Source organism: Labilithrix sp. (assembly GCA_019637155.1).
Classification (GTDB): domain Bacteria; phylum Myxococcota_A; class Polyangia; order Polyangiales; family Polyangiaceae; genus Labilithrix.
This window is the reverse complement of sequence record JAHBWE010000010.1, coordinates 295,191-310,838: the sequence shown is the minus strand read 5'-3', so window position 1 is coordinate 310,838 and position 15,648 is coordinate 295,191. Positions and strand designations below refer to the sequence as shown.

9 protein-coding genes are annotated in these 15,648 nt (G+C 71.2%); 4 read left to right on the top strand and 5 right to left on the bottom strand.

Going from position 1 to position 15,648, the window contains the following annotated elements; genetic code table 11:
* Positions 1-54 precede the first annotated feature (54 nt).
* A complete protein-coding gene (locus KF837_22790) occupies positions 55-489 on the top strand; it encodes a hypothetical protein (GenBank protein MBX3230167.1) in 435 nt (144 codons plus the stop codon).
* Between the two features lie 79 nt (positions 490-568).
* Here the strand turns inward: KF837_22790 and gloB are convergent, their stop codons facing one another.
* Both gloB and KF837_22780 read right to left on the bottom strand, forming a co-directional pair.
* Positions 569-1,435: a hydroxyacylglutathione hydrolase gene (gloB, locus tag KF837_22785; protein MBX3230166.1), complete on the bottom strand. Its 867-nt coding sequence runs from the start codon at positions 1,433-1,435 to the stop codon at positions 569-571.
* Between the two features lie 22 nt (positions 1,436-1,457).
* Positions 1,458-2,903: a sulfatase gene (locus KF837_22780; protein MBX3230165.1), complete on the bottom strand. Its 1,446-nt coding sequence runs from the start codon at positions 2,901-2,903 to the stop codon at positions 1,458-1,460.
* A 142-nt stretch (positions 2,904-3,045) separates the two neighbouring features.
* Between KF837_22780 and KF837_22775 the strand changes: the two genes are divergently transcribed.
* On the top strand, positions 3,046-4,242 hold the full coding sequence (locus KF837_22775; GenBank protein ID MBX3230164.1) for a hypothetical protein: 1,197 nt from the start codon (positions 3,046-3,048) through the stop codon (positions 4,240-4,242).
* A gap of 107 nt (positions 4,243-4,349) precedes the next feature.
* On the opposite strand, the gene KF837_22770 is transcribed toward KF837_22775, so the two are convergent.
* Entirely contained in the window at positions 4,350-5,054 is a 705-nt protein-coding gene (locus KF837_22770) for a hypothetical protein (GenBank protein ID MBX3230163.1), read from the bottom strand.
* An 84-nt stretch (positions 5,055-5,138) separates the two neighbouring features.
* Between KF837_22770 and KF837_22765 the strand changes: the two genes are divergently transcribed.
* Positions 5,139-6,593, top strand: a complete 1,455-nt coding sequence (locus KF837_22765) for an outer membrane protein transport protein (GenBank protein MBX3230162.1) — start codon at positions 5,139-5,141, stop codon at positions 6,591-6,593.
* Positions 6,593-6,790 (top strand): hypothetical protein, encoded by a 198-nt coding sequence (locus KF837_22760; GenBank protein ID MBX3230161.1) that lies wholly within the window; start codon positions 6,593-6,595, stop codon positions 6,788-6,790. The genes KF837_22765 and KF837_22760 overlap by 1 nt, the downstream gene beginning before the upstream one ends.
* A 10-nt stretch (positions 6,791-6,800) precedes the next feature.
* Here KF837_22760 and KF837_22755 read toward each other — a convergent pair whose 3' ends face one another.
* Positions 6,801-10,238, bottom strand: a complete 3,438-nt coding sequence (locus KF837_22755) for a PQQ-binding-like beta-propeller repeat protein (protein MBX3230160.1) — start codon at positions 10,236-10,238, stop codon at positions 6,801-6,803.
* Entirely contained in the window at positions 10,235-15,619 is a 5,385-nt protein-coding gene (locus KF837_22750) for a tetratricopeptide repeat protein (protein MBX3230159.1), read from the bottom strand. Before KF837_22750 ends, KF837_22755 begins: the two co-directional genes overlap by 4 nt.
* Between the last annotated feature and the right edge of the window lie 29 nt (positions 15,620-15,648).

Sequence of the window (15,648 nt, the reverse complement as noted above, 5' to 3'; positions counted from 1 at the left end):
CGAGACGATCACGATCCACCCGGCGCTGGCGCGCGAGGTGCAGGACCGACCGGCATGACCCGCGCGTGCCTCCTGGTGTCGATGGTCCTCGCCCTTGCGGCCGCGGTCGGGTGCAGCACCCCCGACGTGGAGTCGTTCGAGGGCGCCGCGAAGTCCACGAAGGACAAGAACAAGGGCGGCGACGACGACGCGGACCCGGCCGAGAAGCCGACGAAGTCGAAGTCGACGCCGGTGACGGAGACGGACCCGGAGACCGAGACCGAGACCGAGACGACGCCGACCGAGACGACGCCGGCGACGCCGAAGGAGACGCCGCAGCAGTGCTTCACGAAGTGCGTCGCGCCGAACCCGAGCGCGGCCGCGGTCGACACCTGCTCGAACGCGTGCGCCGACGGCGACGCCAACTGCCTCGGCGACTGCGCGCTCGACTGCGACGACGCGTGCGTCGCGCTCATCAATCAGTGCAGCGGGCAGTGCCCCGGCGGCTGACCGAGCATCGAACACCGATCGAACACCGATCAGCGTGCATCGGCGAGCAGCGGAGGATGCGCGCGTCTTCGCGCGCGTCCTACGGCTGCGAGCGGGGTGCAGGGGCCGCAGGCCCCTGCGTTGAAGCGTCCTTCGCCGCGCGGATGGCGCCGAGCGCGTCGGCGGCCGAGGCGCTCGCGGCGATCCCGAGCACGCTCCGGATCTCGCCCGAGTCCGTGCGGAGGAACGGGTTGTACGTGAGCTCCTCCGCGATCGTCGCGCCCATCGTCGGCCGCCCCTCCTTGCGGAGCTGAGCGGCGCGCGCCTTCGCCTGCGCGACGGCGGCGTTCGAGGGCTCTACGTGCGCGGCGAAGCGGAGGTTCGCCTCCGTGTACTCGTGTCCGCAGAAGACGCGCGTGCGCGGGTCGAGCGCGGCGAGCTTCGAGAGCGACGCGTGCATCATCGGCGGATCGCCCTCGAAGAGGCGACCGCAGCCGCCGACGAAGAGCGTGTCGCCGGTGAAGACGACGGGGTCCTCGGGCTCCTTCGTCACGACGTACGCGACGGCGCCGCGCGTGTGACCCGGGATGTGGAGCGCGCGCACGGAGAGGCGGCCGATCTCGAACGTGTCCCCTTCCTGCAGGTACTGCGTCTGACCGGGGATGCGTCCGCGATCGCTCGTGTGTCCGTAGACGCGATCGATCCCGAGCTTCGAGCGCACCTCTTCGTTGCCGCCGACGTGATCGTGATGATGGTGCGTGCTCAGGATCGCGACGATGCGGACGTCCTCGCGCGTCGCCACCGAGCTCACGTCCTTGCGCGAGTCCTGCGTGCCCGCGCCGCGATCGATCGCGTCGAGCACCGGCCCCGCCTCCGAGACGTCGACGATCGCAGCCTCCTTCGTCTCGCGGCAGACGAGCAGGTACGCGTAGTTGTCGGAGAGGCACGGGATCGGGACGATGCGCATCGCGGGCGCGAAGCATACCCCGCTACTTCTTCTTCGTCGCGTAGGCCCGGTTGAGGCAGCCGACGTTGCACTGGTACGGCGGCACCTCTTTGATCGTCTTCGCGATTTCGCGGTAACGCTTCGCCATCGTGTCGAAGGTCTCACCCTTCGTGATCGGCTTCTTCTCCTCGGGATCGGCCGCGACGTCATAGAGCCGCAGCGCCGCCTGCTCGCCGAACGCGATGATCTTGTCCTTGCCGCGGACGAGGGCGCGACGCTTGTCGCTGTCGCTCGTCATCGGGAGATCGAGGATCACGTCGCGCTCGGTGGCCTCCTCTTTCCCGGTCATCTCGCCGACGAGGCTCTTGCCTTCGAGGCTCAGCTCCGCGGGCGCGGAGACGCCGAGGAGCTCGAGGATCGTGGGCGCGAGGTCGATCGCGCTTCGCGGGGTGTCGATGCGCTTCGGCGCCACGCCGGGCACGACGAGGAACATCGGGACGCGGACGAGGTTCTCCCAGAGCTCGAAGCCGTGCGACGTCTGCCCGTGCTCGCCGAAGGCTTCGCCGTGATCGGCGGTGACGATGATCGCGGTGCGCTTGCCCCACGGCTTTCCGTCGATGAAGTCGAGGAGCTTGCCGAGGTAGCGATCGGTGTAGAGCACCTCGGCGTCGTAGCGATCGCGCAGCGTCTTGCCGAACGGCGGGATGCCGTCCGCTTCGTGCGACAAGTACTGATCGTGCGGATCGAGGAAGTGGTACCAGGCGAAGAAGCGCTTGCCGTCGAGGGCGGGATCGCCGAGCTGCTTCTCCGCGATCGCCTCGTGCTGCGGGCTCGTGACGTTTCGATCGGTCGTGTTGTCGAAGCTGATGCCGGCGACGACCTCGTACGCGTCGAAGCCCTGATCGAACCCCGCGCCGTTGAAGTAGCCGTGCGCGTGCCCCGCCATCGTGCGGACGCCGGCGCTCTGGAGCACCTCGGGGAACATGAGGTTGTCCTGCGAGTACTTCCCGAAGAAGTAGCCGCTCCGCTTCATGCCGCTCGGGAGCTTTCCGCCGAGGAGGCCGCCGAGGCTCATCGAGGTGTACGACGAGATCGCGTACGCGTGGGTGTACGAGACGGCGCGCTTCTCGAGCGCGGTGAGGCGCGGCGCGATCGGGCGCGGGTAACCGTTCCACGGCATGTCGGCGCGCAGGCTGTCGACGGAGAGGACGATGACGTTGAGGTCCTTCGGGATGCCGGCCGCCGACGCCACGGCCACGGCGGCGTCGCCGGCTCCGCCTCCGGCGTCGCTCGCGGCGGGAGCCGCGACGCTCGCGGAGGGCGTCGCGACCGGCGCGGGCGCGCTATCGATCGCTTGGGCCGTCGGCCGCACGCCACCTCTGTCGCAGGCGACGACGAACGCGAGCGTAGCGACGGCGCACGCGACACCGCGCCTATGACATTCGAGTCGTGGTGCGATACAGCGTTTGCGTAGGCCAGATATCCGCATTGTCTTTCCTCGTTCTGTGCTTGCGAGAAGGGGCCGACTTCTCTAAGTTTCCGAGCTGGTTCGGGCTTATTTCCTGGCCTGACTTCGCCTCAAGGAGACACGGATGCGCAACAGTCAATGGCTTCGTTATGGTCTGGCGTCTATGACGATCTTCGGCGCTGGTCTCAGCGCCTTCGTCGTCGCTTGCGGCGACGACGATTCGCCGCCGCCGGGCAGCAGCACGTCCTCGACGTCGAGCAGCACGTCGTCGTCGTCGACCTCGACGTCGTCGAGCTCGTCGAGCACCGGCGGCACCGATCAGGACGCAGAGCCGGATCCGATCCCGGCGAAGCTGCAGCTCGTGAACGCGATCACCGACCTTGGTCCGGGGGCGGCGAACGCGAGCGGGGCGCTCCGCATCTGCTACCAGATCACGAGCGGAGCAACGAAGATCTTCGCGCCGGGTCTGCCGCCTCTCCCGAACCGCGTTCGGGGCGCGCAGCCGTTCCCCGGCCTCTTCCTCGGCACGGGCGGTCCGGTCGACACGACGGGCGCCGACCTCTCCACCCTCGAGGTCACGCCGTACATCATCAGCGCCGGCAAGCTCGAAGCGATCGGCCTCGGCAAAGACGTCAAGGCGAACCAGGACAAGACCTGCGCGGACATCTTCAACGACGACGCGGGCGGCACGCTCGAGCCGAACGTGGACTACTGGGTGCTCCCGCCCGTCCCCGCCGGCCAGCTCGAGCAGAAGAAGAGCTACCTTCTCATCCTCACCGGCTGCCCCGGCGACTCGACCCTCGGCGACAAGTGCGGAGCCGGCTTCACGGCGGGCACCCCCGGCCTCGGCAACCTGAAGATCACGAAGCTCGAGCTCGACAACACGACCGCGGTCGCGGCGAACAGCATCGGCGTTCAGTTCGCGCACGCTTCGCCGAACGGCTCGGCGGTCATCCAGAACATCGTCGGCGAAGGCGTTCGTCCGGCGATCGTCTCGGAGGACGCGGACGCGGCCTCGGCCAAGCCGCTCGGCGCCGACGCCAACACCAACCTCGACTTCCAGGCCATCACCGCGCTCAAGCAGGTCGAGGGCGTGGCGTTCGCGACGGACAAGCTCACGGCGAACCCGAAGGCGCCGAACCTCGCGGTCGGCTTCGGCCAGATCGAGTCGCTCACCACCGGCGCGGTGCCGCCGACGGGCAACCTCTACGCGAACGGCAAGGCGTACACGTTCATCGCGCTCGGCGATCCGACGGCCTCACCGACCGCGGGCGATCCGCCCTCCTTCAACTTCCGCTTCTTCCACTACCTCGGCCTGCCGAACGATCCGACGATCTCGAAGTTCGACCCGGACAAGTGATCCCGACCTGATCGGGCCGGCTCCTCGCGGGCCGGCTCGACGGGCCCACAACGCAAACGGCGCCTCCTCTCGCGAGGGGCGCCGTTCGTCTTTGTGCGCTCAGCTCGTCAGAGCGGGCAGTTCGCGGGGGTGAACTCTTCCCGCGTGACCGTGGGGGCCGGGTCGCCCTCGGTGATCTTGTTGAAGATGCAGAAGTTCTGGTCCGGGTTCAGGTTGCGGCGTGCGGCGGCGGGCTGGTTGATGCGGCCGGTGAGGCGCGCGCAGAACTTCTCCTCGACGTAGCGTCCGGAGAGGCCGACCTGGACGCCGTTTCCCGTGATCAGCTCGACGTCGCTGCCCGAGATCGGGTTCGCCGCGCCGGGGAAGGTCGCCTTCTGTCCCTCCGCGAGCGTCGCGACGAAGCTGCCCTCCGCGTTGGTGTTCCCCGTGATCTCGGGGAGCGGCGCGCCGACGATGCCGCTGCGCGCCGAGCTCGTCGGCGGCTTCCCGTCGACGAGCGCCAGCGCCTCGAGCGTGATCTTGAGCTCGCCGCCGGAGTCGTTCGGGGTGAAGGACGTCGCCACGAGGAAGCTGAACGCCTTGTTCACGTTGGAGCGATCGAGCTCGGTGAGGCACGTTGCGAAATACGTCCCCTCGACCGCCTCCGTCGGCGGCGGGCCGGTCTCGATGGGCGGGCCCGAGTCCACGACCTCTTCCTGCTGGAAGGGCACGATCCGCTTCTGGTAATCCTCGAAGTCCGTCTCGGGATGGGGGATGCACGCCGCTGCGATCCCGAGCGCGGCCAAGGATCCGAAGAGGAAGCGAACACGCATCCCCTTGTCTTACCGGCCGGTAGAGACGGCTGCAAGCGCGTTCCGGTGCGAGACGCGCACGCGCCGTCATGGTACTCGTAGGCGATGAACCGCTCGCGCTCGAGCCGCGCTGCAGCACTTGGATTCCTCGCCTCCGTCGCCGTCTTCGCGTTCCCGAAGGACGCCGAAGCCGGCGGTTATCTCGTCGCGAGGTACGGAGCCGATCACGGAACGCCGGCGATGCCGAACGCGTTCGCGATCTACTTCAACCCGGCCGCGCTCGGGGCGACGGAGGGGACGACGATCACGGGCGACCTCTCGACCGTCCTCCGCTTCGTCCGCTACACGCGCACGACCGACGCGCTCTCGCCCTCCGATCCGGCGCTCCTCCAGGACCCGCGCTACGTCGAGGCGAACACCGGCACCGCGAACCTCACGAACCTCCTCGCGCTCCCGTTCCTCGGGGTCAACACCGACTTTGGCGGCTCGAAGTACTTCCACGCCGGCTACGCCGCGTACATTCCGTTCGGCGGCATGGCCACGTGGACGCGGCGTCAGGGCGTTCCCGGCGTGCCCGGCACCACCGACGGTCCGCAGCGCTGGCACAACATCAGCGGCCAGATCCTCTCCATCTACAACACCTTCGCGGCCTCGGTGACGATCCCGTCGACGCGGCTCTCGTTCGGCGCGAGCTTCAGCCCGATCTTCCACACGGTCGCGACCGCGCGCGCGCGCAACGCGAACGGCAGCGACGACACGGTCACGAACGGCACCCTCATCGAAGGCCGCTCGTTCATCCACGCGTCCGGCCTGAACTTCGGCTTCTCCGGCGGCCTCTACTGGGAGCCGACCGACGAGCTCCACCTCGGCCTCTCGTACGTCTCGCAGCCGGGCCTCGGCGAGTCGCGCCTCAGCGGCCAGCTCCGCACCCAGCTCGGCGCCGGCGTCGAGTCGAAGGCGGACATCGACTTCCTGCAGACGCTCCCGGACATCATCCGCTTCGGCGCGACGTACCGCGCGACGGAGAAGCTGGAGCTCCGCGGCGACTTCGAGTTCCAGCGCTGGAGCGTGTTCGAGCGGCAATGCGTCGTCGAGAAGGGCGCGAGCTGCGCCGTCGACAAGACCGGCCGCCGCGCCGCCGGCGACGCCGGCAACCTCGTGCAGCTCAACGTGCCGCGAAACTGGCGCGACTCGATCGCCGTCCGCGTCGGTCCGGGCTTCTTCGTCACCAACGAGCTCGAGGCGTTCGGCTCCGTCGCGGTCGCGACGGCCGCGGTGCCGAAGGAGACGATCGACGTCGCGACGATCGACTCGACGCAGCTCTTCGCCACCGCCGGCGTCCGCTACGTGCTCAGCAAGCACCTCGCGCTCGCCGGAAGCTACAACCACATCTACTTCGTGCCGGTGAACACCGCGGGAAGGAACACCCAAAACCTCCGGGACAACCCGGCGTCGGGGCCCGACGGCGGCGAATACAACGTGTCGCGCTCCCCGAGCGCCGACGGCAAGTACCGATCGCAGATCGGCTTCGTCAACATCAACGTCGCCTACACGTTCTGATGCGACTGTTCGCGTTCACGTTCGTCATGGTCACCGCTTGCGGAGGGCAGGAGCCTGCGGCGCCCTCGACGCCGAGTGAGAGCGCGAAGCCCGTCGAGTGTCCGGAGAAGGTGCCGGATGGTGGGACGTGCCCGGAGGGGTGCACCACCGTCGAGGACCGCTGCCTCACGCAGAAGGGCATCATCGCCCCGCACTGAGCCGCGTCGATCACGGCGGCAGGAGCTCGGGCAGCGCCTTTCCGGCCAGCGCCGCGAGCGCGCGGTCGCAGCGCGCGAGCACGGCGGGGAGCGCGTGTCCGGCGCGACATACCACGAGGCGAGGGCGGCCGGTGTCGTCGGGCTGCGCGGCCACGACGCCGGCTTCGATCGCGTGCGCGACGCGTGGATCGCGCGCGACGAAGCGCGCGCCCTCCCATTCGAGCATGAGCTTCTCCTTCGTCGCGGAGGCCTCGAGGCTCCTCCGCGCCGCGGCGAGGAGGTCCTTCTCCGTGGAGGTGGAGCGCTCCGAGGGACCGAACGTCAGGAGCGAGAGGTGGCCGCAGCTGTAGCCGTCGCCGTCCCGGTCCTTCCGGCAGGTGTCCTCCGGCGTCGCGGCGGGGCGCGGCGCGTTCGGGGTGAGGTCGAAGTCGGCGTCGAGGTTCTCGCGGCGCGTGGTCGGCGTCTGATGGCCCGCGGTCAGGTCGAGGACCGCCTTCGTCACGTAGGCCCGCAGCGCCGAGACGCGGATCGGTCCCGCGCCGTCCGGATCCGCCTCGCGATCGCGGAGGCCGGTCAGGAACGCATGCGTGAAGATGCTGTTCTGGAAGGTCGCGTCCTCGAGCGAATATTCGACGCCGCTCGACGACGCGAGCACGTGCGTCCCCGTCCCGCGCCGCAGGTCGGCGAAGAGGTCGCGCGTCGCCTTCGCGCGCGCCGACGCGAGGCCGAGCCTCCCGCTCGGCGCGGCCGCCCTCACCTTCCCTCCCGCCGCGATCGCGCGAGCCTCGTCCGGATCGAGCTCCCCCGCGTGACACGTGTCCATCACGAGGAGCTTGTGCCGCGCGGGGATCCCGTCGAGCAGGCCCTCGAGCTCGGCGTACGGGATGCCCGTCCGCTCGAGGTCGCGCGCGTCGATGTCGTGCGGCGCGAACAGGTAGCCGCCGCGTCGATCGAGCACGCCGTGCCCCGACACGTAGACGATCGCGGTGTCCTCGACGTTGGTGCGCGCGAGCGGGCCGCGCCACGCCGCGATCGCGCTCCTCGTCGCCTGCGCGTCGACGAGGACGTTCGGCGCGCACTGCCCGTCCGCGCACAGCGCCGCGCCGACGTCGCGCGCGTCCTTCGCCGGGAACGCGAGGTCGAGCGAGCGGTCGCGGTAGCGCGAGACGCCCGCCGCGAAGACGTGGACCTTCGGCCGCGGCGCGGGACCTATGTACGTCGTCACCGCCGTCGCCTCGAGCGAGAGGATCCCGTCCTCGTTCTCGACCGCCGCCTGCAGCTTGTTCGGGCCCGGCGCGAGCTCGACCTCGACCTCCGTCTCGATCCGCGCGCTCGGCGCGAGCTCCTTGCCGCGCTCGCCGAAGACGGGGACGCCGTTCGCGAAGACGTGGAGCCGTCGCAGGCGGCGCGCGGGGTCGGCGCCGACCACGTGGAGCGTGACGCGCTTCGCGTTCGACACCGGCGGGACGTCGGGGAGCCCGATCGTCGGCACCGCGCCGCCGCGCGTCGCCGCGGCGGTGACGAGCCCGAGCCGCTCGAGCCGGCGCGCGCGCGCGGCCGCGAACGCGTCGATCGCCGCCGGCGCCGCGGACCCCAGCGCCCGGAGCGCGGTCGCGGGATCATTGTAAACTGCATCGAATTGCTCGAACGGGTACGCGCGATCGCCCCAGCGGAACGCGAACGCGCCGGAGGCGTCGCGCGGCGCGAGGTACTCGCCGCCGGGCGCGACGGCGACGATCGCCCCGCTCGTCGCCGCGGCGAAGGTGGAGACCGCGCCGGTCGCGAGGTCGACCGCGCGGCCGGAGCCGTCCTTGCCGCTCCACACCAGCGTGCGCCCCGCGACGACGAGCCCGGCCGGCGCGCCGGCGTGGAGGTCGATGCGACGCCGCACCTTCCACGCGCGATCGAGCAGCACGAGCGCGCCGGTCGCGTCGGCGAGCGCCGCGCCGTCTGGCAGCGCCGCGACGCGGGCGGCGCCGCGCACGCCCTCGAGCCGCGCCACCACCTTCCCGCTCGTGACGTCGGCGACGAGCATCGCGCCCTCGGCGATCCCCGTCACCGCGACGAGCCGACGATCGACGAACGCGATCGAGGCGCGCTCGCGGAGCTCCTCGGAGCCAGGGATCGACATGACGCGCCGCCCGGTCTGCGCGTCGAGGACCTCGACGTGCCCGCCGCCGCGGCCGATCGCGATCGCCGCGAGCGCGCCGTCGGGGCTCACCGCGAGCGCGGCGGGGAAGCCGAGCTCCTTCGGCGTCGCCCAGCGCTCGGTCCCCGTCCGCGCGTCGAACGCCCGCAGCGCGTGGTCCTCCGGCAGCGACGCGATGTGGCCGGAGCCGTACGCGAGGAAGGTGTCTTCCGAGACGAACGCGACGTGCTCGAAGTGGACCTTCCGGACCTGCGTGCGCCAGACCTCCTTACCGCCGCGCGTCCCGACCAGCGTGTCGAAGCGCGAGGCGACGCGGAGCTCTCCGTCGGGGGAGAACGCGACCGCGTCGGGCGCCTCCTCGATCGCGCGCGGCGCCGCCCCGCCGTCGCGGAGGTCCCAGACCGTCTCGTGCACCGCGTCGATCTTCCCGCCCGCGGCGACGTAGACGCGCGGCGCGCGCGGATCCGCCGCCAGGGTGAGGATCGGAGACGTGCGCGTCCGCAGCGTGCGAACGCGCTCCCACGAACGCGTGTCCCACAGTTCGATCTCGCCGATCGCGTTGCCGGTCGCGAGGAGCGAGCCGTCGGCGTTGAACGCCGCCGATCGCGCGAGCCGCGCCTCGAGCCGGCGCGCCGCGCCGGTGTCGGCCTCGTAGGCCCAGAGCCCCGCCGTCCCGGCCGCGACGAGGAGCGGCTTCGTCGGATGGAAGACGAGATCGGTCACGAACGCGGCCGTCTCGTACGGCCGTGGATGATGGACGGTGTGTTTGTCCGTCGCGCGATCGACGACGACCACCGCGCCGTCGCCCGTGCACGCGAGGAGCCCGCCGTCCGACGACAGCGCGATCGCGCCGAGCGCCCGCGCGAGACAGCGGACCTCGCCGCGCGGCTCCGCGTCCGACCAGAGATGGACGCGCCCGAAGTCCTCCTCCGGGATCTGGTACTTCTTCATCGACCGCGTCGTCCGCGCGCCCGCGACGAGACCCGCCGCCGCGACGTACTCGACCGTGTCGCGCGCCGCCCAGTGCGTCCGCGGCTCGAACGGCCCCGCCTCGCCCTTCTTGGCGCGCGCCGTCAGCGTGCCGGTGACGACGTCGAAGAACAGCGTCTCGTCCTCGAGCGGCGCGGCGAGCATGGTGCCGGTCGCGTCGAAGGCGAGCGCGCGGATCTCGGCCTCCGGCCAGCCCTGGATGAGGACCTCCGGCGCGGGGCCGACCGCCGCGCGGGCCGCGGGGCCGGCCGGACGCGCCGGCCTCGCGCATCCGGCGAGGAGGACGAGCGCGACGAAGAGCCGTCTCACCCGCCGACGGTGACGCCGAGCCGCTCGCGAAGCTGGAAGTACTCGTCGCTCACCGAGAAGAGCACGACGTCCTTCATCCGCTCCTTCACCGGGACGCTGCCCGCGTCGTCGCCGGAGCGGATGACCTCGGTCGCGACCTGGAGATCGTGCGCGAGGAGGAGGCCGACGCGATCGCCGGTGAGGTCGATCGAAGCGACCCACTTCTTGAGGTCGAGCGCGCCGCCGCCCTGGAGCAGCTTCGAGACGGCGCTCGCGAGCCGCTCCTTGTCCGCGCCGCTGAAGTCGCCCGCCATCGTCTGCATCGCCTCCGCGACCTGGCCCTGGAGATCGGGCGAGACCGGGAACTGCGGGACGCAGAGCTTGATCGCGGCGAAGAGCCAGGCCTTGAGGCCGGTGCCGGTCGGCACGAGGTGACGCACGTAGAAGCCGGGGCGGAACGAGGTGAGGTGCCGCCCGGCGAGGAACGCGAGCGCCTGGTTCGAGACGCCGGTGTCGAACGCGGCCGCGCCGAGCACGATCGCGGGCGTCCGCGCGTGGACGATGCCGAGCCCGCCCGGATCGTTCTGGTTCTGGAAGACGAGCGGCGGCGCCATCCCGAGGACGCCCTGCGTGTAATAGAGCGTCTGCGAGACGGGGTACGGGTGCTTCGACGTGTCGACCGCGTAACGCGGATCGTAGCCGAGCGACTCGATCGGCTGCGTGCGCGCCTTGATGATCGTCGGCTGGATGATCGCGAAGATGCGCGTCAGGAGCGGATCGAGGTCCCAGTGCTGGAGGAGCGCCCAGCCGTCGTCGTCGAGGGTCGCCTGCGCCGGCGCCGCGTTCTCGGAGCGGTGCTTCCTGTAGAAGCGCTCCTCCTCCGGCTCCGCGAGCTTGAGGAGCGAGAGCGCCTGGCAGAGGCACCACGCCGGGTCGGCCTTCTTCTCGCTCGTGTAGAGCGCGCGGAGCAGCTTGTAGCTCTCGACCCGGTACGGGTTCTTGCGGAGGATCTGCGCCTGCGCAAGGACGGCCTTGTCGAGGTACTGCTTGGGATCGGCGGCGTAGATCTCGGCGAGCTTCTCCGCGCGCGCGCGGTCCTCGGGATCGAAGGCCTGCGCCGCTTCGAAGGCGTCGACCGCGAGGTCGGGCTCGTTCAGGAAGCGCTGGTAGAGATCGCCGAGGCGATCGAGGACGCGGACGATGCGGTCGCGGTCCTGCGCGACCTTCGCCTCGTCGAGCTGCGCCTTCAGGATGTCCTCGACCTCGTCGTTGCGCCCGCGCTGGCGGAGGAGCTCCACCACCTCGTTGAGCGCCTTCTCGTTCGACGGATCGAACATGAGCGCGCGCTGGTAGAAGTCGATCGCGGTGTCGGGATCGCCGGTGTGCTTCGCCGCGATCGTGGCCGCGGTGTGCATGTACTTCGCACGTTGCCGGCGGTCCTCGACCCCGTCGGAGAGGCGGAGGACGACGTCGAGGAGCTTCCCCCAGTCCTGCGTCTCGGAGTAGAGCTGCATCAGCTTCGTGAGGAGCTTGCGATCGTCGGGGCGCTCCTGGAGCGCCTCGGTGTAAGCGCGCGAGGCGCCGCTCCGATCGTCCTGCTTCGCGAAGAGGACGTCGCCGAGATCGAGCAGGAGCTCGAACCGCTCCGCGCCGGTCGCGACCTGGAGGCGCGAGCGACGCACCGCGATCCCCTGATTCCACTCGCCGCGCTCGTCGTAGACGCGGGCGAGCGCGCGGTAGGGCCGCGGGTTCGACGGATCGATGTGCATCGACTCGCGCAGCGGTTGGACCGCGGCGTCGAGCTCGCCCGAGCGGCGCGCGCTCTCGCCGAGGTGGTAGAGCGCCTCCGCCCGCTCCGCCCCCGCGAGCTGGTTGCCGTACTTCTTGAAGAGGTCCTGGTGCATGCGGTACGCGCTCTGCGGATCGCCGAACTCGAAGAGCGCGTTCGCCGCGCGCGCGAGGGCGTCGACGTCCTGCGGCGCGAGCTGCATGAGCGCCTCGACCGCCTGCGCGACCTTCGGGTTCGTCACCGGCGGCGGCGGCACGCTCCCCGCGCTCGAGGGCACGACCGAGATGCGCCCCTGGCTCTGCGGGCCGACCGACCAGCTCGCCGACGTCGGCGCGCCGAGGTCGCTCGAGGAGAGCGGACCGGACGGGACCGCGGCGGGGACCGGCCGCGGCTGCGCCTTGCCGAACGCCTCGAGGAAGCGGACGAGCACGCGCACGCCGTCCTCCTTCCCGAGCGCGCCGGCGCGGCCGATCAGGTTCTCGTAGAGGCGCGCGGCGTCCGGCATGCGGCCGGCCTCGAACGCGAGGTCGCCGAGCACCATGAACGCCTCCGCGTTCGACGCGTCGCACTCGAGCGCGCGCTTCGCCGCGGCGTCGGCCTTGTCCTTGTCGACGAGCTCGCCGTGGTAGACCTTCGCGAGCTCGGCGTAGAGCCGCGCCGCCGCGAGCGGCGTCTCCGCGATGCTGAGCTCGCGCTCGACGAGGCCGACGACGCCGAGCCAGTCGCCGCGCGAAGAGAGCGCCTTCCGGAGCGCCGCGGCCGCGGCCGTGTCGCGCGGGTGCGCGTCGAGGGCGAGCTTGTAGCGCTCGATCGCGCTGTCGCGATCGCCCTTCTGCTCGAGGAGGCGGCCGGCGCGCATCCACTGCTCGGCGCGGGCCTCCGGCGTCGGCGCCTTCAGCGCGAGCGCCTCGATCGCGGAGAGCGCGGCGTGCGCGTCGCCGCTCGACTCGCGGAGGAGCGCGAGCGCCTCGAGCGCGCCGGGGTGGTTCGGGTGGAGGGCGAGGATCTGCTCGTACGTCTTCGTCGCGCGCTCGGGGGAGCCGATCTGATCGGAGAGCACGCGCGCGCGCTGGAGCAGGATGTCGATCCGGCGCGTCGCGTCGGCGGTGACGCCCGCGTGGCGATCGTAGACCTCGGCCGCCATCTCCCAGCGCTCGAGCGCGCGGTAGTGACGCGCGAGGGCGGTGAGCGCGCCGTCGTGCGCGCCGTCGAGCTCGAGCACCTTCTCGAGCGCCTCGATCGCGGCATTGTGATCGAGGAACTCCTCGTCGTGGAGCGCCGCGACGCGCTCGTAGAGGTTGATCTTCTGCCGCGGCGTCGCGGCGACCTGGATCTGGCGGTGGAGGACGTCGAGGAGCTCGCGGTACTTCCCGGTGCGGTTGAAGATGCGGTCGAGGCCCTTCAGCGCGTTGAGGTTCGAGGGATCGATCGCGAACACTGCCTCGTAGCGGCGCGTCGCCTCGCCGAGGTCGTTCAGGTGGTCCTCGTAGACCTCGGCGACGCGCGCGAGCGCCTCCGCCTTCTCGATCCCGCGGCGCGCGTCGGCGCGGCGCTCGAGGATCTGGGCGAGGGCCTGGAAGTCGCCGGTGCGCTCCGCGATGCGCGCGAGGCCGTCGGTCGCGCGCGCGTGCCCCGGATCGTCGGCGATGATCGTGCTCCACAGATCGCGCGCGCGGCTCACGTCGTTGAGGCGCGTCTCGAGGATCTCCGCCGCCTCGGCGCGGAAGTCGCGCGCACGCGGGGCGGACGTCGCGACGTCGGCGCGCGCGAGGAGGATCGTCGCGAGCTCCGGCCACTGCTGCGCCTGCCGGTAGATGCGCGTCATGCCCTCCGCCGCGCTCTCGTCGGCGGGGTTGCCGGCCAGGATCGTCTGCCACGCCGAGAGCGCCATGTCGGCGCGGCCGAGCTTCTGCTCGTACCAGCGCGCGGCGCGGGCGAGGAGCGCGAGGTAGTCGGTCTGGCCGAGCGTCTGCGCGCGCAGCGTCTCGTCGATCGACGCGAGGGTCTCGGTCCACGTCTGCTGCTTCGTCCCGCAGAGCCGCTCGACCTCGTTCGCGTACTCCTCGTTCGTGGGGTCCTCGCAGAGCGCCTGCGTGAACGCGACGACGGCCTGCTCCTTGTCGTCGAGCTCGTGCGCGTAGAGACGGCCGATCTCGGCGAACGCGCGCGCCTTCTCGCCTTCGCGCGTGCTCTCCGTCCGCGCGAGGAGCATCTCGATGACCTCCTCGTATTTGCCGAGCGCCTTGCGGACGTCCTCGAGCGCGACGAGCGCGATGTCGTCGCTCGGATCGAGGTTCACGATCGCGGCGAACATGCTCTCCGCGCGCGCCTTGTCCTTGCCCGCGCCGTCGAAGATGCGGGCCGCGCGGAAGAGGAGCGTCTTCCGCGTCTCCTGCGCCTGCGCCTGCCCGGCCGCGTCCTGGCTCGGTCCGATCACGCGCGTCGACGCCGCCGCGAACGCCTCGCCGACGCGGATCGGATCGGCGCCCTGATCGACCGCGTGCTCGAGGTTGAGCGCGGTCTCGAGGTCGCTCGGGTTGTGGAGCAGCTCCTGGATCATGTAGTGCACGCGCTCGGGCGTGACGGTGGGGCCGGCCCCGCCTTGCGTCGCGGTGCGCCCGATCGACTCGAGCGCGGCGAGGACGGCGCCGGCGTCGGTGAATCGCGCGGCGGGGTCCTTCTGCAGGAGCGAGAGCACGAACGCGTCGAGCTCCGCGTTGACCCAGCCCTTCGGCGCGCGCGCCGACGGCGGCTCCGGCTCGCGCGTGAGGTGCGCGAACGCGACGTCGGTCGGGTTGTCGCTCTCGAACACCGGCTTGCCGGTGAGGAGCTCGTACATGACGCAGCCGAAGGCGTAGACGTCGCTCTTCGCGTCGGCCGCCTTGCCGCGGACGATCTCCGGCGCGACGGACCCGACGCCGCGGAAGCGGAGGCGGTCGGAGCCGAAGTCGACGAGGTGAACCGCGGGATCCGCGGTCTTCGTCGAAACCAGGATGCTCTCCGTCTTCAGGTCGCCGTGGACGAGGTGCGCTTTGTGGATCGCCGCGAGCGGCTCGAGGATGCCGCGGAGGATCGAGCGGAGCTCCGCGTACGCGACGGGGCCGGTCCGCGCGAGGCGCACCGAGAGCGGCTGCGCGTCGACGTACTGGTACGCGACGTAGAAGGTGCCGGGGACGAGCTCGCCCGCCTCGAGCGAGCGCGGGAGGCCCTCGCTCTCCACCGTGCCGACGAGGCGGTTCGCGGTGAGGAAGCGCTGGACCGCGCGGCGATCGCGCGCCGCCTCGCGGCGCAGGACGCGGAGGCCGTAGGCGACCTTCGCCGCGCCGTCCGCGCGGAACGCGTGGTAGACGATGCCGAGGTCGCTCTCGCCGATCTTCCGCTCGATCGTGAAATCGCCGATCTCCGCGCCGGCCGCGAGCTCGTCGCTGCCGAGCAGCTGGCCGACGTCGCGGACGCGCGGGTCGACGTCCTTCTTCGAGTGGAGGATCACGTCGACGAGGGCGTCGATGCGATCGCCGTCGAAGCAGCGCTCGGTCAAGGCGAGGGCGAAGCTCCCCTTCGCGCTCGCGCCTCCCACCTCCTGCGGCGAAAGGCCGAGCAGGCGCTCGCTCATGCGCGTCATCTCGTCGAGGGTGAAAAGCC